At 45.7% G+C, this 20,292-nt stretch carries 24 protein-coding genes; 7 read left to right on the top strand and 17 right to left on the bottom strand.

The annotated features are described in order from the left end of the window. Window position 1: 1 nt before the first annotated feature. The 6 genes from A3IE_RS0102575 to A3IE_RS0102600 form a co-directional block, all read right to left on the bottom strand. On the bottom strand, window positions 2-433 hold the full coding sequence (locus A3IE_RS0102575; protein ID WP_157832823.1) for an LPS-assembly lipoprotein LptE: 432 nt from the start codon (window positions 431-433) through the stop codon (window positions 2-4). Window positions 434-531: 98 nt separating this feature from the next. Then, on the bottom strand, window positions 532-3,123 hold the full coding sequence (gene leuS, locus A3IE_RS0102580) for a leucine--tRNA ligase (protein ID WP_020394022.1): 2,592 nt from the start codon (window positions 3,121-3,123) through the stop codon (window positions 532-534). A 135-nt stretch (window positions 3,124-3,258) separates the two neighbouring features. After that, window positions 3,259-3,825: an outer membrane beta-barrel protein gene (locus tag A3IE_RS0102585; protein ID WP_020394023.1), complete on the bottom strand. Its 567-nt coding sequence runs from the start codon at window positions 3,823-3,825 to the stop codon at window positions 3,259-3,261. Window positions 3,826-3,920: 95 nt separating this feature from the next. Beyond that, the gene (locus tag A3IE_RS0102590; RefSeq protein WP_020394024.1) at window positions 3,921-4,580 is read right to left on the bottom strand and encodes a porin family protein; all 660 of its coding nucleotides are present in this window, start codon (window positions 4,578-4,580) and stop codon (window positions 3,921-3,923) included. 137 nt (window positions 4,581-4,717) lie between these two features. After that, window positions 4,718-5,674, bottom strand: coding sequence for a magnesium/cobalt transporter CorA (gene corA, locus A3IE_RS0102595; RefSeq protein ID WP_020394025.1), 957 nt, complete (start codon window positions 5,672-5,674; stop codon window positions 4,718-4,720). 126 nt (window positions 5,675-5,800) lie between these two features. After that, window positions 5,801-6,067, bottom strand: a complete 267-nt coding sequence (locus tag A3IE_RS0102600; protein WP_020394026.1) for an FmdB family zinc ribbon protein — start codon at window positions 6,065-6,067, stop codon at window positions 5,801-5,803. A gap of 113 nt (window positions 6,068-6,180) precedes the next feature. On the opposite strand from A3IE_RS0102600, the gene A3IE_RS0102605 reads away from it, so the two are divergent. Further along, window positions 6,181-7,020, top strand: a complete 840-nt coding sequence (locus tag A3IE_RS0102605; RefSeq protein WP_020394027.1) for an SDR family NAD(P)-dependent oxidoreductase — start codon at window positions 6,181-6,183, stop codon at window positions 7,018-7,020. 9 nt (window positions 7,021-7,029) lie between these two features. Further along, complete coding sequence (locus A3IE_RS0102610) at window positions 7,030-7,452, top strand: hypothetical protein (RefSeq protein ID WP_020394028.1); 423 nt, start codon at window positions 7,030-7,032, stop codon at window positions 7,450-7,452. Window positions 7,453-7,494: 42 nt separating this feature from the next. On the opposite strand, the gene A3IE_RS0102615 is transcribed toward A3IE_RS0102610, so the two are convergent. Together A3IE_RS0102615 and A3IE_RS0102620 are read right to left on the bottom strand one after the other, a co-directional pair. Continuing rightward, window positions 7,495-8,145, bottom strand: a complete 651-nt coding sequence (locus tag A3IE_RS0102615) for an NADPH-dependent F420 reductase (RefSeq protein ID WP_020394029.1) — start codon at window positions 8,143-8,145, stop codon at window positions 7,495-7,497. A gap of 20 nt (window positions 8,146-8,165) precedes the next feature. Further along, window positions 8,166-8,936 (bottom strand): type 1 glutamine amidotransferase domain-containing protein, encoded by a 771-nt coding sequence (locus A3IE_RS0102620; RefSeq protein WP_020394030.1) that lies wholly within the window; start codon window positions 8,934-8,936, stop codon window positions 8,166-8,168. Between the two features lie 100 nt (window positions 8,937-9,036). On the opposite strand from A3IE_RS0102620, the gene A3IE_RS0102625 reads away from it, so the two are divergent. Further along, window positions 9,037-9,936, top strand: coding sequence for a LysR family transcriptional regulator (locus tag A3IE_RS0102625; protein ID WP_020394031.1), 900 nt, complete (start codon window positions 9,037-9,039; stop codon window positions 9,934-9,936). On the opposite strand, the gene A3IE_RS0102630 is transcribed toward A3IE_RS0102625, so the two are convergent. After that, complete coding sequence (locus A3IE_RS0102630; protein ID WP_020394032.1) at window positions 9,933-10,499, bottom strand: phosphoribosyltransferase; 567 nt, start codon at window positions 10,497-10,499, stop codon at window positions 9,933-9,935. The two genes, A3IE_RS0102625 and A3IE_RS0102630, sit on opposite strands and share 4 nt — an antisense overlap. A 33-nt stretch (window positions 10,500-10,532) precedes the next feature. On the opposite strand from A3IE_RS0102630, the gene A3IE_RS0102635 reads away from it, so the two are divergent. Continuing rightward, window positions 10,533-11,156 (top strand): phosphoribosyltransferase, encoded by a 624-nt coding sequence (locus A3IE_RS0102635; protein ID WP_020394033.1) that lies wholly within the window; start codon window positions 10,533-10,535, stop codon window positions 11,154-11,156. A gap of 1 nt (window position 11,157) precedes the next feature. Here the strand turns inward: A3IE_RS0102635 and A3IE_RS0102640 are convergent, their stop codons facing one another. Beyond that, window positions 11,158-12,534, bottom strand: a complete 1,377-nt coding sequence (locus tag A3IE_RS0102640; RefSeq protein WP_020394034.1) for an FAD-binding oxidoreductase — start codon at window positions 12,532-12,534, stop codon at window positions 11,158-11,160. Between the two features lie 194 nt (window positions 12,535-12,728). Here A3IE_RS0102640 and A3IE_RS0102645 point away from each other — a divergent pair, with 194 nt between their 5' ends. Beyond that, a complete protein-coding gene (locus tag A3IE_RS0102645) occupies window positions 12,729-13,658 on the top strand; it encodes a Dam family site-specific DNA-(adenine-N6)-methyltransferase (RefSeq protein ID WP_110721355.1) in 930 nt (309 codons plus the stop codon). Continuing rightward, entirely contained in the window at window positions 13,655-14,383 is a 729-nt protein-coding gene (locus tag A3IE_RS0102650; protein ID WP_020394036.1) for a helix-turn-helix domain-containing protein, read from the top strand. Before A3IE_RS0102645 ends, A3IE_RS0102650 begins: the two co-directional genes overlap by 4 nt. Window positions 14,384-14,446: 63 nt before the next feature. On the opposite strand, the gene A3IE_RS0102655 is transcribed toward A3IE_RS0102650, so the two are convergent. From A3IE_RS0102655 to coaBC, 3 genes are all read right to left on the bottom strand, one after another. Next, a complete protein-coding gene (locus tag A3IE_RS0102655; RefSeq protein ID WP_020394037.1) occupies window positions 14,447-14,911 on the bottom strand; it encodes an outer membrane lipoprotein in 465 nt (154 codons plus the stop codon). An 87-nt stretch (window positions 14,912-14,998) separates the two neighbouring features. Further along, complete coding sequence (gene dut / locus A3IE_RS0102660; protein ID WP_020394038.1) at window positions 14,999-15,457, bottom strand: dUTP diphosphatase; 459 nt, start codon at window positions 15,455-15,457, stop codon at window positions 14,999-15,001. Beyond that, complete coding sequence (coaBC, locus tag A3IE_RS0102665) at window positions 15,454-16,656, bottom strand: bifunctional phosphopantothenoylcysteine decarboxylase/phosphopantothenate--cysteine ligase CoaBC (protein ID WP_020394039.1); 1,203 nt, start codon at window positions 16,654-16,656, stop codon at window positions 15,454-15,456. Before coaBC ends, dut begins: the two co-directional genes overlap by 4 nt. Before the next feature lie 56 nt (window positions 16,657-16,712). Between coaBC and radC the strand changes: the two genes are divergently transcribed. Beyond that, on the top strand, window positions 16,713-17,384 hold the full coding sequence (radC, locus tag A3IE_RS0102670) for a RadC family protein (RefSeq protein ID WP_026154744.1): 672 nt from the start codon (window positions 16,713-16,715) through the stop codon (window positions 17,382-17,384). Between the two features lie 23 nt (window positions 17,385-17,407). On the opposite strand, the gene hpaI is transcribed toward radC, so the two are convergent. The 4 genes from hpaI to hpaD are packed head-to-tail and all read right to left on the bottom strand — an operon-like array spanning window position 17,408 to window position 20,285. Continuing rightward, window positions 17,408-18,202 carry a 4-hydroxy-2-oxoheptanedioate aldolase gene (gene hpaI / locus A3IE_RS0102675; RefSeq protein WP_020394041.1) on the bottom strand — a complete coding sequence of 265 codons (795 nt, stop codon included), beginning with the start codon at window positions 18,200-18,202 and terminating at the stop codon, window positions 17,408-17,410. Between the two features lie 8 nt (window positions 18,203-18,210). Then, window positions 18,211-19,017: a 2-oxo-hept-4-ene-1,7-dioate hydratase gene (hpaH, locus tag A3IE_RS0102680; protein WP_020394042.1), complete on the bottom strand. Its 807-nt coding sequence runs from the start codon at window positions 19,015-19,017 to the stop codon at window positions 18,211-18,213. Further along, entirely contained in the window at window positions 19,014-19,415 is a 402-nt protein-coding gene (locus tag A3IE_RS0102685) for a 5-carboxymethyl-2-hydroxymuconate Delta-isomerase (RefSeq protein ID WP_020394043.1), read from the bottom strand. Before A3IE_RS0102685 ends, hpaH begins: the two co-directional genes overlap by 4 nt. Window positions 19,416-19,418: 3 nt before the next feature. Beyond that, window positions 19,419-20,285, bottom strand: coding sequence for a 3,4-dihydroxyphenylacetate 2,3-dioxygenase (hpaD, locus tag A3IE_RS0102690; RefSeq protein WP_020394044.1), 867 nt, complete (start codon window positions 20,283-20,285; stop codon window positions 19,419-19,421). Between the last annotated feature and the right edge of the window lie 7 nt (window positions 20,286-20,292).

Here is a 20,292-nt window from a genome sequence, read left to right on the forward strand (position 1 = left end):
ACTAGGGCTTATTCTTCAAAGCCTGTAAACGTAACACGACTAAGCGTGCTGCTTCAGCCTGTAAATCTTGTCGAATTGTGCGCTCTTCTTCCGCCAAGCCCAACACAAACGCATTATCATACACCTGTATACGTTCTGTGCGTAAGTTAGCCTCTAGGGGGGGAATGGTTTCCGATGCAGGTAACAGCGTTGCGCTAAAAGAGACCTCAGTAAAGTGATTAAATTCACGTACTTGGCGACTGGTTGAATAAGCAGAAACGGTTTTATCAGTGTTGACGCTCAAAATATTCAGACTAAGGCTAGCAACGTTTTGATCCGAACTGAGTTGGCCACCTCCCGTTTTGATGGCCTGTGCTAAGGCTTTACCAAAACCTGTTTGAATATCTAAGCCGTTGAGCCAAACGCGCTCCCCTTGAATGGGGGTGAGCGTCATGGAATGAGTACCACGTAGATGAAAGCCACTACAAGCACTAAAACCTGTTACTAATAAACCTAGCAACAGGCTCAATAGAAAGGTGCGAAATAGCCGAATCATTGTACAACGATATTAACTAAGCGACCTTTGACCACGATTACCTTTTGGACTTGGGCACCTTCCACATAACGTTGCACATTTTCATTCCCTAAAGCAGCCGCTTTAATCGTGTCTTCATTCGCTGAAGCATCTACTTGAATTTTGCCGCGTACTTTGCCGTTGACTTGCACGATTAATTCAAGCGTATTTTGTACTAAAGCCGTTTCATCAATGGTAGGCCATGCGGTATCGACCAACTGATTATCATGCCCTAATGCTTCCCATAAAGCGTGACAGGTATGTGGAATAACCGGCGCCAGCATCAACACAATACCTTCCAATACTTCTTGGCGTAGTGCTTTACCTTGTGCTGAATCATCGTTGAAGCGTGATACCTCGTTAAATAATTCCATATTGGCAGCAATCGCTGTATTGAAAGTATGACGGCGCCCCATATCATCCGCAACTTTTTGTAGGGTTTGGTGCAACTTACGACGTAAGGCTTGTTGCTCGTCATTTAAGCCTGTGTGAGATTGATTAGCAGGCACAATACCCTTGCTGACATGCTCATACACGTGGCGCCATAAACGTCGTAAAAAGCGTTGTGCACCTTCTACACCCGAGTCAGACCATTCCATGGTTTGATCAGGCGGTGCTGCGAACATGGAGAAGAAGCGCAAGGTATCCGAACCATATTTATCGATCATTTCCTGTGGATCAATACCGTTATTCTTGGACTTGGACATTTTACTCATGCCCGCAGGAATAACACTGAGTCCATCTTTTAAGGAAATCGCTGCCGTAATACGCCCTTTTTCATCGCGTTTCACATCCACTTGGGTCGGTGAAATCCAGTCTTGCCCGCCACCTTCTTTATCGCGATAGAAAGTATCGGCTAATACCATGCCTTGCGTTAATAAGTTGTTGAAAGGCTCGTTGGAGCGGATCATGCCATGATCGCGCATCACCTTATGGAAAAAGCGCGCATATAGTAAATGTAAAATCGCGTGCTCAATGCCACCAATATATTGATCAACAGGCAACCAATAGTTGGCGCGTTCATCCAACATTGCTTGATCATTATCGGGACAGGCATAACGCGCAAAATACCAAGAGGATTCAAAGAAAGTGTCGAAAGTATCGGTTTCACGTCGTGCAGGCTTGCCACAACTGGGGCAGGTCGTTTCGTAAAACGCAGGCATACGCTTCAGAGGTGAGCTTCCCGTTTCATCAAATTCGACATTTTCTGGTAATAATACTGGCAACTCGTTAATAGGCACCGGAACAACACCGCAAGCGTCGCAATAAACCATCGGAATAGGGCAGCCCCAATAGCGTTGGCGCGACACTCCCCAATCCCGTAGGCGATAATTGATTTGCTTACGTCCTTTGTGTTGTGCCATCAAATCTGCTGCAATGGCTTCAAAAGCTGCTTCTGAATTCAAACCATCGTATTTACCGGAATGCACTAATACGCCTTTATCGGTATAAGCTTCCGCTTGGACATCAATAGCACTCCCATCTTTCGGGGCAATGACTTGCTTAATCGGTAAGTGGTATTTGCGCGCAAATTCGCCATCACGGGTATCATGACCTGGGACGGCCATCACAGCGCCGGAGCCGTAAGTTAATAATACGAAATTAGCAACCCAAATGGGCACGGCCTCGCCCGTCAAAGGATGAATTGCACTGAGCCCTGTGGCCATACCCTTCTTTTCCATCGTTGCCATATCCGCTTCAGCAACTTTGGCTTGCTTGCATTCTTCAATGAAATCAGCTAATTGAGGGTTATTGGCCGCAGCGGCCAAAGCCAAGGGATGTTGAGCCGCAACGGCCACATAAGTCACACCCATAAGGGTATCGGGGCGAGTGGTGAATACGGTTAAGCTTTCGCCGTCTGCTAAGCCAAATTGCAATTCAACGCCTTCAGAGCGTCCAATCCAATTTTCCTGCATGGTGCGAACTTGCTGCGGCCAACCAGGCATTTTGCTGATTTCATCTAATAGCTCATTCGCGTAATCAGTAATTTTTAAGAACCACTGATCAATATCGCGTTGTTCTACTAATGCGCCTGAGCGCCAGCCCCGCCCATCAATGACCTGCTCGTTAGCCAATACGGTATTATCGACCGGATCCCAATTTACCGTGGATTTTTTGCGGTAAACCAAGCCTTTTTTATACAGCTCCGTGAAAAACCACTGCTCCCAGCGATAATATTCTGGCTTGCAAGTCGCCAATTCGCGCGACCAATCAATCGCTAGTCCCATGGACTGCAATTGGCTACGCATATAATCAATATTTTTATAGGTCCATTTAGCGGGTGCCGTTTTATTTTTAATCGCGGCATTTTCTGCAGGTAATCCGAAAGCATCCCAACCCATGGGCTGTAATACATTTTTACCCTGCATACGCTGAAAACGTGCAATCACATCACCGATGGTATAATTGCGCACATGCCCCATGTGTAGTACACCGCTCGGATAAGGGAACATCGACAGGCAGTAGTACTTTTCTTTATTCGGATTTTCAGTGACTTGAAAAGTATTATTTTCTTTCCAGAAAGCCTGTACAGCGGGCTCTAAAGTTTTTGGATTATATTGTTCTTGCATACGGCTTCATTCTACGCGCTGGGTAAAACGCGAAGAATACAAAGCTTGGCGCTGGATTGCTAGCAATCGCTGAGTGTTTGCTAGCCTAAGGTTTTAAAAAATCCCAAGGCTAGCACGACGGAGAGGAGAACTGCGTTAGTAGGTACTGTAAGTAACACCGGTGCTTACATTGGTACTTTGTAAGTCACCCCCTACATATTCCCATTCGCCACGAATGCTGAGGTTATCGGTCATTTTCATTTGGGCGCCCGCACCGATTAACATATCCGTACCACTGGAGTTCACGGTATTGCTACCAGATTTAGAGCTCCATGCAGCAAAGCCAAGTTTGCCGAAGGCATCGATATTAGGTTGAACGGGGTAAAAGCCTAGTACAGAACCTGACCATGCTGTCGTTTTAATTTGGATATTGGTGTTGTCAGAGGCTGTAGCGCGGCCATTCATTAAGCTTTGATAGCCTGCTTCTATCGCAACAGAAGGCAGCGGCTTATAACCGACAAAGCCTTTCCAGGTGATACAGCTTAGGTCGTCGTTATCGGCACATAAATCATAGGCATCACCTAACATATAGCCGCTGCCAGCGCCGACATAAAAACTGCCTGTAGGATCTGTTTCTTCAGTTTGAAACGTATAGTCATAAGCAAATGCTGGCGCTTGTAGCAACACTAAACTGAGTAGCCCAGCCAATCGAATAGATATCATATTGTAGATCCCTTGTGGTTTTTATTGGGTCGGGATGTTAATGGGGGTCTAGTCATAAAGGTCTAGTACTCTCATACTAGACCTTGGGATTTCTGTTACATCGTTGAATAAGTTGCACCGACTGACAAAAGATCATGAGTCATGTCGACGTCATTATCACTGGTCACATCTACACGTTCCCATTCACCACGAATACCTAAATTATCAGTGAATTTATAGCTAGCACCAACACCATAAATTAAGCCGGTACCTTCTTCAGAGCCTAGATCAGCCTCAGCTTTAGTAGTTTTGTCTTCTAACGTATAATCAGAGGTCAGTTTGATACCGCCAGCTTTACCAAATACTTCTAAATTATCCATGACCGCAACGTTAGCAACGCCCATTAAAGCTAAGCCGGTGGTTTCGCTAGCGAATGTTCCAGTCCAAGATTTTTTATCCTTATCAATAAAGGTAATGTCTTCTTCTTCGACAGGGCCTAGATTGTAATAGCCACCTTCTAGGGCAAACATATCAGTGAAACGATAACCCGCAAAAGCTTTCCAACCGGTACCTGTACAAGAGTCATCAACGGCTTTCGAGGTAGTAGCATCGACTGCAAAACAATCGCGAGAGGCTTGGCCTACGCTACCACCAAAATACATACTACCAGCGCTTTCTGGATTGTTACCGCCTAGTAAAGCACCACCACCTGCTTGAGCTGCCGATGCGCCAAATAGGCTCATGGCTAATAAAGAAGCTAACGCTGCGTATTTCATGGGATCCCCTATTGAATTTATAGTTATTTAATACATCAATAAGTTTTATTGATTATGCGCATTGTGAAACGTGGCAAGTGCTTTTGCAATGGACAGGCGGTAGCTTCCGATAAGTGGTGGAAATACAACAGCTTATATTATAACCAGCCTTTATGTTTAAAAAATAAATAAGGTGCAAGTCCCGCGATAATCATCAAACTTAAGGCCCAAGGATAACCTATTAACCATTCTAATTCGGGCATGTGTTTAAAGTTCATTCCATAAATACTAGCGACTAAAGTAGGCGGTAAGAAAACGACAGCCGCGATGGAAAAGATTTTAATAATTTTATTCTGTTTGATATTAATAAAACCTTGGGTTGAGGCCATGAGGAAGTTAATTTTATCAAATAGAAAAGTCGTGTGTGACATCAAGCCTTCAATGTCACGCATGACTTCGCGCAAAGTTTCAATATGTTCTGGATGATCACGTAAATGGCGTAGTAAGAATGAAATATCACGCTGGGTGTCCATTAAACAAAGGCGAATTTTTCCATTACTATCTTCTAAACGCGCTAATTCACTAATGGAATGTTCTAAATCACTGTCTTCTTCTTCGAGTACATGATAACTAATTTCTTCTAATTCATGATGCACATCTTCTAAATAGTCAGCATGATTTTCGACTTTATGTTCGAAAATGGTAACTAATAGTTCAGTAGCATCGCGGCAGGTAACTTGTCCCCGTTTAGCGCGCAAACGAAATAGGCGAAAGTCAGGAAGTTTTTCGTCGCGAATGGTAATTAACCGTTCGTTTTGTAAAATAAAAGCGACAGAGGCCGTATTATGCCGCCCATCTTCTTGATACATAAACAAAGCGTGAACATGCATCCCCGCCTGATCGATAAAGCAACGTGCTGACGATTCGATCTCGTCAACATCCTCGGACTCAGGTAAATCAGTATGCAGGAGGGATTCTAAGAGTGGTAAAGAATCTTCGTCGGGATCACAAATATCAATCCAACTTACCCCCACTAATTGCTCATTGAGCTGCCCCGTTTGTAGCGGAGTTTCACGGATCATGCTGTTATTATCGATAGTGAATAGTCGCAACATAACGCATCCTCAATTAGGGCGGGGAAAGAGGGCTGATTCTAGCTTAGAACGATGACAGTTAGACAAAAAAATATACTAATGGTTAGCGGCTAATACTCGCACTATTAGCCGCTAACGCTAGCGTAACTATTCACACGCAGGACAAGCACCTGTGCCGCAAGCTGGGGCAGGGCTAGTATCTTTATCATTCGAAGCTAAATTCCGTTTTTCGCCACTTTTAAAGTCGGTTTCATACCAACCACTACCGCCTAAACGAAACGCGGGCGCGGTAACTTGTTTGCTCAGTGCTGAAGCATGGCAGCTTGGACATTCTATTAAGGGTGAGTCGCTAATTTTTTGAATAGCTTCTAGTTGATGACCACACGCATTGCATTGATAAGCATAAATAGGCATAAATTAGTTTCTCCTGATATTCCAAAATGGCTCAATCATAGGTAGCTTACACGCTAATTTCAACGTGCAGTACTATAGGGGCAGCTTATGCAATTTCAATCGTGGGATACCTTATGCGTAATATCTTAGTCACTGGCTGTTCAAGTGGTATTGGTTATTGTGTCGCGAAAGGCTTACGCGAGCGTGGTTATCAGGTGTTCGCGACTGCGCGTAAACCTGATGATATTCAACGTCTTGAATCGGAGGGTTTTAAGGTCATTCCTTTGGAGTTGGCAGATCCTACCAGCGTGGAGGATTGTGCGCGTGAGCTCATGTTGCGTACCAATAGTGACGTTTATGCGGTATTCCATAATGGCGCTTATGGGCAAGCGGGGGCTTTAGAAGATATTAGTCGCGCGGTCTTGGAGAAACAGTTTGCGGCTAATGTGTTTGGGTGGCATCAATTGAATAATCTCCTGATTCCACTGATGCGGCATCAAGCGCAGGGGCGTATTATTTTTAATAGCTCTCTTTTGGGATATGTGAGTTTACCATTCCGTGGTGCTTATAATGCCAGCAAACATGCTATTGAAGGCTTGGCAGATACCTTGCGTTTGGAGTTAAACCAAACCGGTATCCACGTGGTGCTGATTGAGCCAGGGCCTGTTACTAGCCGCTTTAGGCCTAATGCTTTGAAATCGTTGTTGGAGCACGTCGATATTGAGCGCAGCGTGCATCGGCATAAATACCAAGGTGCAATTAAACGTTTAGAAAAGGCAGGACCTGCTGCACCTTTTACTTTGCCACCCGAGGCGGTATTAGAAAAAGTGATCCATGCCCTAGAAAGTGAAACACCGAAAGCACGTTATCGAGTGACCTTCCCGAGCCATTTATTTGCTGTCTTAAAACGCCTGTTATCAACGCGTTGGCTGGATAAGGTGTTATTGCATGTATCGCGTAAAGAAAACCAGTAGGAATGGACTATGAGCGAAGTGATTGAGTATTTATTTTTTACCCGTCCTATGGCTGATCGTTTTGCCGATCAATTGAAAGCACGCCGTCTAGACTATGCCGAAGTGGCGGAGTCCGTCCAAGAAGCCATCGTCTTTCAACTCCATGAGAATTTGGATGAAGACACGTGGGATGAGTTGGATGAACTCTATGACGAGTTAAGTGCCCAAGATCAAGCCTTGCTAGAGTCTGGTATGATCGATGAGACGGCAGCCAGTGCAGCGGGTCTGTATTTGCAATTAGCTGATGGCCGTCAAACCATTGCGAAAGTAAATCCTGAGTTAGTGAATCGTATTTTAACGGTGTTGAGTTTGGATGAGCTGAATCAATTCTTGGAAGTCATTGTAAGCAGTGTAGAAAATCCCGATGATTCAGCCATTTGCCAAACACATTAAGCTGTAAAAGAGCATTGCTTTTACAATGCTCTTAAAATCCAATTAGTTAGAGCAAGATTTAGTTAATACAGCCCACACCGTGTGCGGCGAAATAGTTTTATTGACGCGCGCCATTTTGATCCACAGTAAAGTCATGTGCTCCAAATGCAGGGCTTGGTCTAAACCACCGACGTCCAACGCCTGCCAACCCAGTTGTTCAATTAAATGCCCTACCGTTTTTTTCGCAGTCGCATCATTGCCACAATACAACATAGCAGGTTTAACTGGGCTATCTGGGAAGGCATTGTCCTCAAAATTCTCAAACCCATAAATGGTAAAAGCTTTGACCACCTGTGTATCCGGTAAAAGATTTTGTATCGCCTGTGAACCAGAGTGGGTACTGTTTAAACCATGAGTCAGATTGGGGCCAACCGGATTTGTGCAGTCTACTAAAACTTTACCTTTAAGCTCATGAGCTAAAGCGCTTAATGCCGCCTCATTAGCCTGATAAGGCGTGGCTAGAAATACCACATCAGCCTGTTCAACGGCTGTTTTAGGTGAAGCAACTTGCAAATATTGATTACGTGCTAAGGCTTTTTGCACACTGTCTGACTGAGGATCTTGCGCGGCTAAACTAACGTCATGGCCGAGTTTTTGCAAATGATCAGCAAGTGGAGCGCCAACATTACCATAGCCGATAAAAGCGATTTTCATCGTTATTTTTCCTTATGAAATTATAGACCTAATGCTGCAACGACCGCTTGTGCAGTGGCTTCACCCGAAAAGTTTTGTTGCCCCGTAATTAAATTGCCATCACGCACGGCAAAACTCCGCCACAACCCAGCTTGGATGAAATTAGCACCTAAATCCTTGAGTTTGTCTTCGATACGCCACGGCATAATATGCTGGTCACGAGGCAATAAACCATAATTCCACACCGCATTATCGGCAAAATCCTCCTCCACATTGGCAAAGCCCGTCACGGTTTTACCTTTGACTAAGTATTCGCCATTACTCAATTTGGCGTAAGCTAAAACGGCTGTACCATGGCACAAAGCGGCAGTGACTTTACCGGCTTCATAGAATTCGACAAATTTTTGATGGAGGTCGACGGCCTTATCAAAACTAAACATCGGGGCTTGCCCACCTGCCACCACAATAGCCTCAAAGTCATTCAAGTTTATATCAGACACTTTACGCGTATGTTGTACTAAAGCCATTAATTCAGGGGTATGAATAAAACCTTGGCTGATCAAGTCGGTTTTGCTGTAGCCACTCGCATCATTGGGATCACTCATCGCATCGGCGACACAAGCGCCACCGTCAGGACTAAAAATTTCAACCTCGTAGCCATGCTCAACAAAAACATAATAAGGATGGCTTAATTCACTCCACCAAAAACCTACTGGCCAGCCGGTCGTGGTAGAAGTTGCGGGGTTGGCGATCACTAACGCAATCCATTTTTTAGCTTGAGGATTGACACTGTTTGCATCTTTTAAGCTCATTTCTTTACATCCCTTGTTTTTCGGTGTGGCTAGTATTACTGTTCTTGTGAAAAACAAAAATGATGCATTTCAGGATTATTTGTTAACGAATAGGATAACAATGGAGTTAAATCAGCTCAAAGTTTTCACTCGTGTTGTACAAACGGGCAGCTTTACCCGAGCCGCCGAACAATTAGCGAGCCAGAAGGCCTATGTATCGCGAGTCGTCAGTCAGTTGGAGCAAGAGCTCGGTTTGCGTTTGTTAGCGCGTAGTACGCGAGCCTTATCGTTAACGGAAGTTGGGCGCGAGTTTTATGAGCGCGCCATCAATATTTTAAGTGCGGTGGAAGCGACAGAAAGTCTGGCGCAACAGGTGCAAGGGGAGCCTCGCGGTATTTTGAAACTAAGCTGCGGCACTGAATTTGGCATGATTGCCGTCAGTGATTGGATCAATGGGTATTTAAAGCGTTATCCTCAGGTACAAGTAGAGGCCGATTTCAGCAACCGATTAATTGATTTGGTACACGAAGGTTTTGATTTAGCGATTCGTTTGGGGGAATTGCCAGACTCTAGTTTAGTTTCGCGCAGTTTAGGTAAATTGCATTATGGATTGTTTAGTGCGAGCGACTATCCTTTTAATAATCCTCGCATTTTGCACCCTAAAGAACTCGAAGAAGAACACTTGATTGTGTTTAATAACATACGGCGCACCACTCACTGGGAACTCAGTCAAGGCGAGCATCTTGTGCAGGTTCAACATAAACAGGTACGCCTAAGAGTCAATAACAGTTTTGCAGCGCGTGATGCAGCCATCCAAGGACTAGGTATCGTCCAATTGCCTCTAGTCGTTGCGCAACCCGCGCTTGTAGTAGGCCAACTAAAGCCTGTTTTACCGGCTTGGCAGCCGCCTATTGTGCCAATTCACGCTGTCTTTGCCAGTTCACGTTATCTAACACCGAAAGTACGCTGTTTTATTGATTATGCTTTAGCGGCTTGTGCCAACTGGTTAAAGCCGAATTAAACAGGTAAGTGTTTTTGCAAAATTGCATAAAGCTCAGGCCGATGTAAGCGTATTTCCTCAGTATTAAGCCCTTCTAAGGAATGCGGATACTTAAGCCATTCGCTAGTCTCGTGAATGTAATAATCTGGCGCTCGTTCGGTCTGACGGCGACTGGGTTTGTAGTAGGGGACGGCGACACGAATGTCGTGTGGCGTATTTAAACGGGCGCGGCGGCGTAATTCATTAATGATGGCTTCAATCGAACGTCCGGTATCAAACACATCATCCACAATTAATAAACGATCTTCATAGCGGACATTTTTTACTAGATAATTTAAACCAAAGACTCGAATTTCGCGCGCTTGTTGATCGATGCCGCTATACGAGGCGGTGCGAATCGCAATATGGTCTGCTTCAACGCCATGAAACTGTAAATACTCTTGTACGGCAATGCCAATCGGCGCACCACCCCGCCATAAGGCAATAATAAAGGTAGGTTGAAAGCCACTTTGCAAGATTTGTTGTGCGAGCTGAAATGAGTCTTCCAATAAACCTTGGGCGCTTAAATAACGTTTTTGGCTCATGTGTGGCTCACAGTGCGGTGGAAATCCGTTATAGTGGCGACTTTAACCCCATTTGGCAATCTGCTCATGCAAACACCCGCGACTAAACGCTTTCTGGATGAAGAAACGCTAATTTTAGATGCCTTCCGCCTTGGGGTGCAGATTTTTGAGTCGGGTTTTCGTCCAAGCTTTATTGTTGGTATTTGGCGTGGGGGGAGTGCTATTGGGATTTATGTGCAGGAATGTTTGCAAACCTTAGGGGTGCAAACGGATCATATTTCTCTGCGTACCTCCTACCAAGGTCAGCCTTCTTATGGTGCAATGCTGGCACAAGCCGGCACTGGGATTCGGGTGCATGGCTTGCAGTATTTACTGGAGTCTTTGAATGTGGATGACAGCTTATTGCTGGTTGATGATGTGTTTAGCTCAGGTCGCTCGGTGGAAGCCGTGTTAAAACGTCTCGAAGTGAATTTAAAGCGTAACATGCCGAAGCAGGTGCGCATTGCGACTTTATGGGAGCGTCCTGCGTTTCGTCAGACCGATTTTCGACCTGATTTTGTTTTACGCCAAACGGATGATTGGCTGGTGTTTCCTTATGAGCTTAGTGGCTTAACCCGTGAAGAAATCGCGGAGCATAAGCCTTTCGTATTGCCATTCTTAATGCCACTCAATCCATGAATCAGCTAAAAATCTTAGCAGGATTCATGAGATTATAAGGATCGAGCGCTTGCTTAATGCTAAGCATCACATCTACAGCCTCACCGAGCTCTTTACGCAAATACGCTTGTTTACCTTGGCCGATGCCATGTTCGCCGGTGCAAGTGCCTTCCATGCTAATAGCGCGTTCGCTAATGCGCGCTAAAAAAGCTTCCACACATTCAATTTCATGCGCATCTTTTGGATCGACCATTAAGCACACATGAAAATTACCATCGCCTACATGCCCCACAATCGTCGCAATGAGTTGCGATTCCTCCAAATCTAAGCGTGTTTGCTCTACGCATTCTGCTAGGCGTGAAATAGGGACACAGGCATCACTGACATAGGCTTGAGCTTGGGGGCGTAGTAATTGTGTCGCGAAATAGGCGTTATGCCGTGCTTTCCACAATTGTTTCAACGCCGACTCATCGCTACTCCATTGAAAAGGTTCTGCACCTTGTTCTTCCGCAATCGCTGCGAATTGTTCGGCCTGTTGCTTAACATGCGTGGCGCTGCCGTGAAATTCGACAAATAACGTTGGTTTTTCTGGCATGGCCAGTTTGGAATATTGATTACAAGCACGAATTTGCAGGGGGTCGAGTAATTCAAGACGCGATACCGGAATGCCACTTTGAATTGTCATAATCACCGCGTTACACGCATCTAAAATGCTAGGAAAGGCACACACACCACCAGCAACTTGTTCGGGCCGCGCAAATACTTTTAAGGTTAGCTCAGTAATAATACCCAAGGTGCCTTCTGAGCCAATGAATAAATGCGTCAAATCGTAGCCCGCAGCACTTTTCTTAGCGCGGCTTGCGGTACGAATTAAACGCCCATCGGCTAGTACTACTTCCAAGTTTAAGACGACATCTTTCATCGTCCCGTAGAGTACCGCATTGGTACCGGATGCACGTGTTGATGCCATGCCACCTAAGCTTGCATTAGCGCCCGGATCAATCGGAAAAAATAAACCGGTGTGACGTAGTGCCGTATTGAGCGCTTCGCGGGTTACCCCGGGTTGGAGTGTTACGGCTAAATCGTCTTGATGAATCGTTATTATTTGATCCATACGTGAAGTATCAATGCAAATACCACCTTGTGGGGCATTTACTTGACCTTCTAGCGAACTACCGGTACCAAAGGGAATCAGGGGGCAACGATACTCGTGACAGATATTGACCGCATCGATCACCATTTGCTTATTTTCGGCAAATAACACGCCATCGGCAGGTTGATTCGGAAGCCAAGTTTGGGTGTGCGCGTGCTGAGTGCGTAGGGTGAGATTGGTCGTAAATTTATCACCAAACTGTTGCTGAAACGTATTGATCAGCGCTGATTTTGTTGAGGATTCCATCTGTCCCTCCATGGCATTAATCAGACAGATCATGGCGGGAATAGGCGAAATGTCAAGCGCTTACCGTAATCCTAGACATTGTTTAATACTGGCTGTTTATGATTAACGTATAAACTTATGACAAGCTAGTTCAAAAGCGAATAAAATACGAACTTAGTAGTAAGCTCAACACCTGAATACCAGAAGCCTTTAAGATGACTACAATGAAATCCTTGAGTGTCCCGCACCCCTTTCCTTACCAAGGTAGTAAGCGTGGCATTGCGCACGCTATTCTTAATTATTTTCCTACGGATGTGCAGTGTTTGATTGAGCCATTTTGTGGGTCAGGTGCAGTATCTATTGCGGCTGCCACTCAGGGGCTGGCAAAACAGTTTGTTTTGAATGATTTAAACAAGCCACTCATGGACTTGTGGCGCGCTATTCTTGAAGCTCCTAACGACCTTAGCAATAGCTATGAGCGTCAATGGTTGGAACAACAGCCAGACCTAAAGTCCTATTTTTTTAAAGTACGGGATGCGTTCAATCAGAGCGCACAAGCCCATCAATTACTGTATTTATTGGCGCGGATTGTCAAAGGTGCAGTTCGCTATAATTCAGAGGGTAAGTTTAATCAAAGTGCGGATAATCGCCGTGCTGGGATGAGACCAAACACCATGCGGCAAAACCTTCTTGCTGTCTCAGCATTGTTGAACCATAGAACGCTCTTAAGTGCTTCGGATTTTCGTGAAACCCTAAGCATGGCTAAGCCACAGGATTTGGTTTATCTGGATCCACCTTATCAAGGGACTTCATTCACTAGAGATTCGCGCTATTTAGCAGGCATTTCTTACGCTGAGTTGGTGGAGAGACTTTACCACTTGAACACACTAGATATTTCTTATCTGCTAAGCTATGACGGTGTGACCGGCACTAAGGTATACGGAAAACCATTACCCCTTGATCTTGAACTCAAGCACGTAGCACTGGCTGCGGGACGGTCTAGTCAAGCGACTCTGCTAGGTAATAAGGCTGAAACCATAGAGTCTTTGTATTTGTCTCCGGCCTTAGTCAAACGCTTGAAGCATGACCATTCTTATCAAAATACACCCCATATCCTAGACCAACAATCGTTGGTATTAGTATGACCAAGCCAACATATCCCGTTGAGTTTTTAAAAATTCTGCAAAGTGTGAGCGCGAAACGTCCTAAAACGGTTATTGATCATATTTTGCAGCATGGTCAGATCAGTACTGAGGAGCTGAAAAATATTTACGGTTATAACCATCCACCACGTGCTATTAGAGATGTTCGTGAGCAAGGCATTCCTATTGATATGTTTCGCGTCACTGGCTCGGATGGTAAAGCGATTGCAGCTTATAAGTTCGGTGACCCAGCAAAAGTACGTAATGCACAACTTTCTGGAAGGACAGTATTTTCTGCGAAACTGAAGGAGGCTTTACTAGAAAGGCATGGTGCACGCTGCAATATTTATTTGAAAGTTTTTCCCGTTCGGGAGCTGCAAATTGATCATCGAATACCGTTTGAGATTATGGGTGATTCCGATAGCGTAGCCAGCAACATAGACGGGTATATGTTGCTTTGCGCTTCTGCTAATCGAGCTAAATCTTGGAGTTGTGAAAATTGTCCAAATTGGCATGAGAAACAGGCGATAGTTTGCAAAACTTGTTACTGGGCTTTTCCAGAGTGTTATAAACATATTGCGCTGCGCCCTATGCGACGCCTAGATTTATTATGGGATGGTGAAGAGGTTGCTGATTATGATCGCCTAATCGAGGCAGCCTCAATGGTGCAAGAGGATGCACCAGAATATGTCAAGCAAGTGTTACGTAAGCATTTAACTGAAAAATAAAATTGTTTCTCCTCCTTAACGCGATGAAGCATTAAGGTGGATTTCTTACAATTAAAGCGTTACTTAATGCGTTACGCGTGATTTGCCATTGCTAGTAATAATCTTCACAGCGTCGCCTGGTTTAAATTCTTGATCGGCTAATTGCGCAATGGCAACAGCTTTGCCGTTTTCGAGTTTTAAAGTGATTTCAATGCCGATTTGCGCATCAGCTGTTTTGTCAATAATCCCGCCAATGGCACTACCTGCGACAGCGCCAGCCACGCCGCCTACAATCGAACCTTTGCCTTGCCCTAAATCGCTACCCGCCACACCGCCAATGATCCCACCGGCTACTTGTCCTGCTTCCGCTGAGTTTTGTTGAATGACGACATCACGCACGCTAACCACCGTAGCAAATTGCACCTCTTGTAAAGTGCCGGTTTGGGTGGTGGTATAGGTGTTGCTGGAAGGTGGATTATTGTTACAAGCGCTAATAGGCAAGGCTAGCAATAGCCCGATTGCCGCCTGAGAAACCAAGCTCGATTTCATGAAACAACCCCATTTAATTTTGCTATTGTGTTTAAAAAAATAAGTTGATGCGCTAGTGTAGAACCTAAGCCCCAGAAACAAAAGTTTTTAGCGTGTGCCGGAATGGCCAAAACCACCGGTTCCCCGTATGGTGGGTTTGAACTCATCGACTTGAGTTAAAGTGACTTGTACAACCGGAACAAAAACTAACTGCGCAATGCGCTCGCCCGGCTCAATCACAAAGCTGGTTTTGCCACGATTCCAGCAGGAAATCATTAATTCGCCTTGATAATCTGAATCGATTAGTCCGACTAAATTACCCAAGACAATCCCATGTTTATGACCTAAGCCAGAGCGAGGTAAAATGACGGCTGCCAAGGCGTTATTATCGATATAAATGGCCATACCTGTGGGAATCAGTTGGGTATCGCCCGCGTGCAAAGTCAGCGCTTCATTCAAGCAAGCGCGTAAGTCCATACCAGCCGATCCCTCGGTGGCATAGGTAGGCAAGGGAAAGATTGAACCTAGGCGTGTGTCGAGGATTTTGAATTGTACCTTAGGGGTCATGCTTGCATTCCTTTCCATTGCTGATAACGTTGGCTAATAATAGCCATTAGCGCGCGTGCCAAGAGTTTTTTATCCATTTCGGGCAAACTTTGCGAGCCACCTTGCCAGACCACCTCTAAGGCATTGGTTGCGCGATCAAAACCTTTACCCTCAGCGACTGAGTTCGCGGCAATCATGTGGACACCTTTACGTTCTAATTTACCCCGCGCATATTCCATCAGATTTTGTGTTTCAGCCGCAAATCCTACCGTGAATAGCTTGGGATTTTCTTTTACCACCGTCACCAAAATATCGGTAGTGCGCGTCATTTCTAGCACCAATTGATCATTATTCTTTTTGATCTTTTGAGTCGCGACTTGTTTGGGCGTGTAGTCGGCTACGGCGGCGGTAGCAATGAAAATATCATTCAAACCCGCAGCGTAGCGGGTTGCTTCTAGCATATCTGCCGCACTTTCTACCCAAATACGCTCAACACCAAGGGGTGTATCTAAGGCGACAGGGCCAGAAATCAAGGTCACACTGGCACCAAATTCTTGTGCAGCCGCTGCTACCGCGTAGCCCATTTTCCCAGAGCTACGATTGGTTAAGAAACGTACCGGATCAATCGCTTCACGCGTAGGGCCAGCGGTTAGTAAGATACGAATACCACTCAATAACTGGGGCTGTTGTAAGGCGGCCAGTATCGCTTCGGGTTCTAGCATACGACCCATGCCCACATCGCCACAGGCTTGCACCCCTTGATCTGGACCTAGAATAGCCACACCGCGCGATTGTAGGCGTTGTAAATTAGCTTGCGTGGCCGGATGCTTCCACATTTGCTGATTCATTGCGGGCGCAAGATACAAAGGTGCTGCTGAGGCTAAACATAAGGTGGTAAGCAAATCATCAGCGTGGCCGTGCGCAAAACGTGCCATGAGATCAGCCGTCGCAGGAGCAATCACAATCATGTCAGCCCAACGTGCTAATTCAATATGCCCCATACCGGCTTCTGCGGCTGTGTCCAAAAGTGTAGTATGCACCGGGTGGCTGGAGAGGGCTTGAAAAGTGAGTGGCTGAATGAACTCGCAGGCCGCAGGTGTCATACAAACCCGTACTTGAGCACCTGCTTTAATCAGCAAGCGAGTCAGTTCAGCCGATTTATAAGCTGCAATACCGCCGCTTATCCCTAAAACAATGCGCTTGCCTAATAGAGCTGTCATAAAATTTACAATGTATATCCACAAACCATAATTAAAAACTAAATCCTAACGCCATGATACCTATTAAAGACTGGCCAGCCGATGAGCGGCCACGCGAGAAATTACTACTACGTGGTGCTCAGTCCTTATCCGATGCTGAACTCTTGGCGATTTTCTTGCGTACTGGCACGCGTGGCAAAACTGCTGTCGATTTAGCGCGCGAATTATTGCATGACTTCAATGGATTACGTGCTTTATTTGAAGCCGAAGAAGCACAATTTTGCCAAGCCAATGGTTTAGGACAAGCAAAATTCGTGCAAATGCAAGCCGTCTTGGAAATGTCCCGTCGTTATTTGCGCGAACGCTTAAAACGCGGTGACGTTTTATCCGATCCGGATGCGGTACGTCTATATCTCTTGGCTAAATTACGGGATCAACCGGCTGAAGTATTTGCTTGTGTCTTCTTAGATAATCGCCACCGTGTGATTGCGTTTGAGGAGTTATTTTTTGGCACGATTGATAGTGCCAGTATTTATCCCCGCGAAGTAGTGCGCCGCGTGATGAAACACAATGCGGCGGCGGTGATTTTTGCACACAACCATCCCTCTGGTGTGGCCGAGCCGAGTCAGGCCGATGAGCGGATTACCCAAAAATTAAAAGACGCTTTAGCGTTATTGGACGTGCGGGTATTGGATCATTTTGTAATTGGTGATCAAGTCGTGTCATTTGCAGAACGAGGATTGTTATAAAATCACATCCCTAGGGAGGCAAGCTAATATTTATTAGGCGCCTCCGTAATGTCTTGTTTAAATTCTGCTGCCAAGGCCACCGCCGATCTAGCTAACAATAAAGTGTCCACGCCTACTGCAATGAAGTTAGCTCCTTGTGCTTGATAATGGCGTGCTAGTTTAGGATCAACAGAAAGAATGCCAGCAGCCTTACCCGCTTGGCGGATTTTGTGTAAGGCTTGTTCAATGGCAGCGCTTACCTCGGGATGATTGGGCTGGCCTAGATGCCCAAATGAGGCGGCTAAGTCCGCAGGGCCAATAAATACACCATCAATGCCATCCACTTGCAAAATAGCGTCTAAGTTGTCTAAGCCTTTGCGGTTTTCGACTTGTATCAGTAAACAAATTTCATGATCGGCTGTTTGTAGATAATTCGGAATACGTCCCCAATTGGCAGCACGCGCTAAGGCTGTTCCCACACCACGGATACCACGTGGCGGATAATGACAGGCTGCTGCAAGCATCGCCGCTTGCTCGCTGGTTTCCACCATCGGAATCAAGAGGGATTGTACGCCAATATCCAGCCATTGCTTAATAATGCTAGGCGTGCCTTCAACCGGACGTGCTAGGACTTGAGTAGGGTAGGCGGCAGTAGCTTGTAATTGATGCAAGATAGTACGCATATCATTGGGTGCATGTTCCCCATCTAATAAAATCCAATCGAAGCCTGAGCTGGCCGCTATTTCCGCACAAATGGGATCAACTAAACCTACCCAAAGACCATATTGGACTTGTTGTGCTTGAAGGGCTTGCTTAAAGTGATTTTTAGGTACTTGCATGATAATCCTTAAACAAAACGGCAGGCGATAGCCCCTAATGACCCATAATCGACATGAAAGGTGTCGCCAGCGCGTGCAGGCACAGGGCGCGTGAATGAACCTGCTAAAATAATTTCACCGGGCTTGAGTGCAATATCATGTTTGGCGAATTTATGGCATAGCCAGACAATACCATTCACGGGATTATTTAACACACCCGCAGCGACACCCGTTTCCTCAATAACACCATTACGATACAGCAAAGCGGCAGCCCAACGTAAATCAATCTCGGAAGGTTTTACGGCGCGACCACCTAATACAATACCCGCGTTGGCGGCATTATCGGAAATGGTATCGAAGACTTTGCGCGGGCGTTTCGATTCTGGATCGACGCGATGGCAACGCGCATCAATAATTTCTAGTGCAGGGATCACATAGTCGGTGGCATTTAAGACATCAAAACAGGTAACTTGCGCACCTTTTAAGGGTTTGTGCAAAATAAACGCTAGTTCGACCTCAACCATAGGTGCAATGAAGCGTTGCATAGGAATATCTGAGCCTTCATGAAACTGCATATCGTCCAAGAGTGTGCCAAAGTCTGGCTCATCAATCTGTGAAGATTGTTGCATGGCCCGTGAAGTGAGGCCGATTTTACGCCCCAAAATCTGACGGCCTTCACTTATTTTGTGCTCCACCCATGCTTGTTGAATGGCATAGGCATCGTCCACATCCATAGTGGTGTGATCAAGGCTCAGTTGGCGTATTGGCGTGCGTTGTTTTTCCGCTGTGTCTAGGCTTAAGGCAGCTGCACGAATTTGCTCAGGACTTAAATTCATACCTGACCTTCTTTCGCTTTGAAGCGCTCATGAACGTTATTATGTTTCCATGTACCCAATTCATTAAATTCATTCAAAGCCATGGAAAGCGCGATATAACGCTTGGCAAATTGCGCTGCAAAATGCGCTTTCACTACGTCAAAGATGGCATCACCCGCTGTTTTACGTTGCGCTGGCGTACGTCCTTGCCCAATCGTTAGGGTAATATGCACAAAGGCATAATCCTCTTCGTCATCTGCCATGCAATAGTCAGTCAGTTCAATCGCACGCGAACGAATCCCACCCACCGGAAAAATGCTGCCTTGCGCTATCATGGTTTGATTAAGCTTACGTAATAGTTGCGGTATAGCGGCTTCAGCTTTTAAATTGCTGGTGTATTCAAGGACAAGGTGCGGCATAGCTTACTCCCTTGGGATGCCGGAAACCGGAAAAATTACATTGATTTGGCCTGTGCCAGAGCTACCGAAGTAGGGAGTGATTACCTCGGCCTTTCCGTTATATTTATCCCAGCCTAAAGCGCCTAATAGCATTGCGGTATCGTGCATAAATCCTTCTCCCATGCACTTTTCGGCATATTCCGGTAGCATTTCGGTAAAAGTTTGCCATTCACCGTTTTCCCACAGCTCCACCACGCGTCGATCCACCAGCTCCAAAAAAGGCGACCAGACCTTGTGAAGGTATTGCTCAGAAACACCATTTTGGGCAAACCGATGCGATAAAGAACCGCTAGCAAAAATCGCTACTGTCCCCTGATAATCCTGCTCAATCGCTTCACGAATGGCCGCGCCTAAGCGCGCGCTATCCGCTAAATTGTGTACGGTGCATAAAGCAGAAACTGAGACTACTTTAAAATGACGATCTTGATTCATATAGCGCATAGGAACGAGTGTGCCATATTCCAAAGACAAGCTAGTGTCTGAATGGGCGCGTGCATTAACACAGGCATTGGTCGCTGCTTTGGCTAGTGATTCCCCTAGCTCCACATTGCCATCGTATTCATAAGGCATATTTTTAATAAAGTGTGGCAATTCATTACTGGTATAAATGCCTTTAAAATGTGCTGCATTATTAATATGATAGCCCGAATTCACTAGCCAATGCGTGTCGAATACCACAATCGTATCAACGCCTAAGGCACGGCAGCGGCGACTTATTTCATAATGCCCCTCAATCGCGGCTTGGCGGCAACCCTGATGTTTGCCGGTCAATTCAGATAAATACATCGATGGGACATGCGTAATTTTTGCTGCTAGCGCTAAATTGCCCATAAATGCC

The organism is Thiolinea disciformis DSM 14473 (assembly GCF_000371925.1).
Lineage (GTDB): Bacteria > Pseudomonadota > Gammaproteobacteria > Thiotrichales > Thiotrichaceae > Thiolinea > Thiolinea disciformis.

Excerpts from the sequence above, each read along its gene's own strand:
- A3IE_RS0102575 (WP_157832823.1), bottom strand. The coding sequence starts at position 433 with ATGACGCTCACCCCCATTCAAGGGGAGCGCGTTTGGCTCAACGGCTTA.
- leuS (WP_020394022.1), bottom strand. The coding sequence starts at position 3,123 with ATGCAAGAACAATATAATCCAAAAACTTTAGAGCCCGCTGTACAGGCT.
- A3IE_RS0102585 (WP_020394023.1), bottom strand. The coding sequence starts at position 3,825 with ATGATATCTATTCGATTGGCTGGGCTACTCAGTTTAGTGTTGCTACAA.
- A3IE_RS0102590 (WP_020394024.1), bottom strand. The coding sequence starts at position 4,580 with ATGAAATACGCAGCGTTAGCTTCTTTATTAGCCATGAGCCTATTTGGC.
- corA (WP_020394025.1), bottom strand. The coding sequence starts at position 5,674 with ATGTTGCGACTATTCACTATCGATAATAACAGCATGATCCGTGAAACT.
- A3IE_RS0102600 (WP_020394026.1), bottom strand. The coding sequence starts at position 6,067 with ATGCCTATTTATGCTTATCAATGCAATGCGTGTGGTCATCAACTAGAA.
- A3IE_RS0102605 (WP_020394027.1), top strand. The coding sequence starts at position 6,181 with ATGCGTAATATCTTAGTCACTGGCTGTTCAAGTGGTATTGGTTATTGT.
- A3IE_RS0102610 (WP_020394028.1), top strand. The coding sequence starts at position 7,030 with ATGAGCGAAGTGATTGAGTATTTATTTTTTACCCGTCCTATGGCTGAT.
- A3IE_RS0102615 (WP_020394029.1), bottom strand. The coding sequence starts at position 8,145 with ATGAAAATCGCTTTTATCGGCTATGGTAATGTTGGCGCTCCACTTGCT.
- A3IE_RS0102620 (WP_020394030.1), bottom strand. The coding sequence starts at position 8,936 with ATGAGCTTAAAAGATGCAAACAGTGTCAATCCTCAAGCTAAAAAATGG.
- A3IE_RS0102625 (WP_020394031.1), top strand. The coding sequence starts at position 9,037 with ATGGAGTTAAATCAGCTCAAAGTTTTCACTCGTGTTGTACAAACGGGC.
- A3IE_RS0102630 (WP_020394032.1), bottom strand. The coding sequence starts at position 10,499 with ATGAGCCAAAAACGTTATTTAAGCGCCCAAGGTTTATTGGAAGACTCA.
- A3IE_RS0102640 (WP_020394034.1), bottom strand. The coding sequence starts at position 12,534 with ATGGAATCCTCAACAAAATCAGCGCTGATCAATACGTTTCAGCAACAG.
- A3IE_RS0102645 (WP_110721355.1), top strand. The coding sequence starts at position 12,729 with ATGACTACAATGAAATCCTTGAGTGTCCCGCACCCCTTTCCTTACCAA.
- A3IE_RS0102650 (WP_020394036.1), top strand. The coding sequence starts at position 13,655 with ATGACCAAGCCAACATATCCCGTTGAGTTTTTAAAAATTCTGCAAAGT.
- A3IE_RS0102655 (WP_020394037.1), bottom strand. The coding sequence starts at position 14,911 with ATGAAATCGAGCTTGGTTTCTCAGGCGGCAATCGGGCTATTGCTAGCC.
- dut (WP_020394038.1), bottom strand. The coding sequence starts at position 15,457 with ATGACCCCTAAGGTACAATTCAAAATCCTCGACACACGCCTAGGTTCA.
- coaBC (WP_020394039.1), bottom strand. The coding sequence starts at position 16,656 with ATGACAGCTCTATTAGGCAAGCGCATTGTTTTAGGGATAAGCGGCGGT.
- hpaI (WP_020394041.1), bottom strand. The coding sequence starts at position 18,202 with ATGCAAGTACCTAAAAATCACTTTAAGCAAGCCCTTCAAGCACAACAA.
- hpaH (WP_020394042.1), bottom strand. The coding sequence starts at position 19,017 with ATGAATTTAAGTCCTGAGCAAATTCGTGCAGCTGCCTTAAGCCTAGAC.
- A3IE_RS0102685 (WP_020394043.1), bottom strand. The coding sequence starts at position 19,415 with ATGCCGCACCTTGTCCTTGAATACACCAGCAATTTAAAAGCTGAAGCC.
- hpaD (WP_020394044.1), bottom strand. The coding sequence starts at position 20,285 with ATGGGCAATTTAGCGCTAGCAGCAAAAATTACGCATGTCCCATCGATG.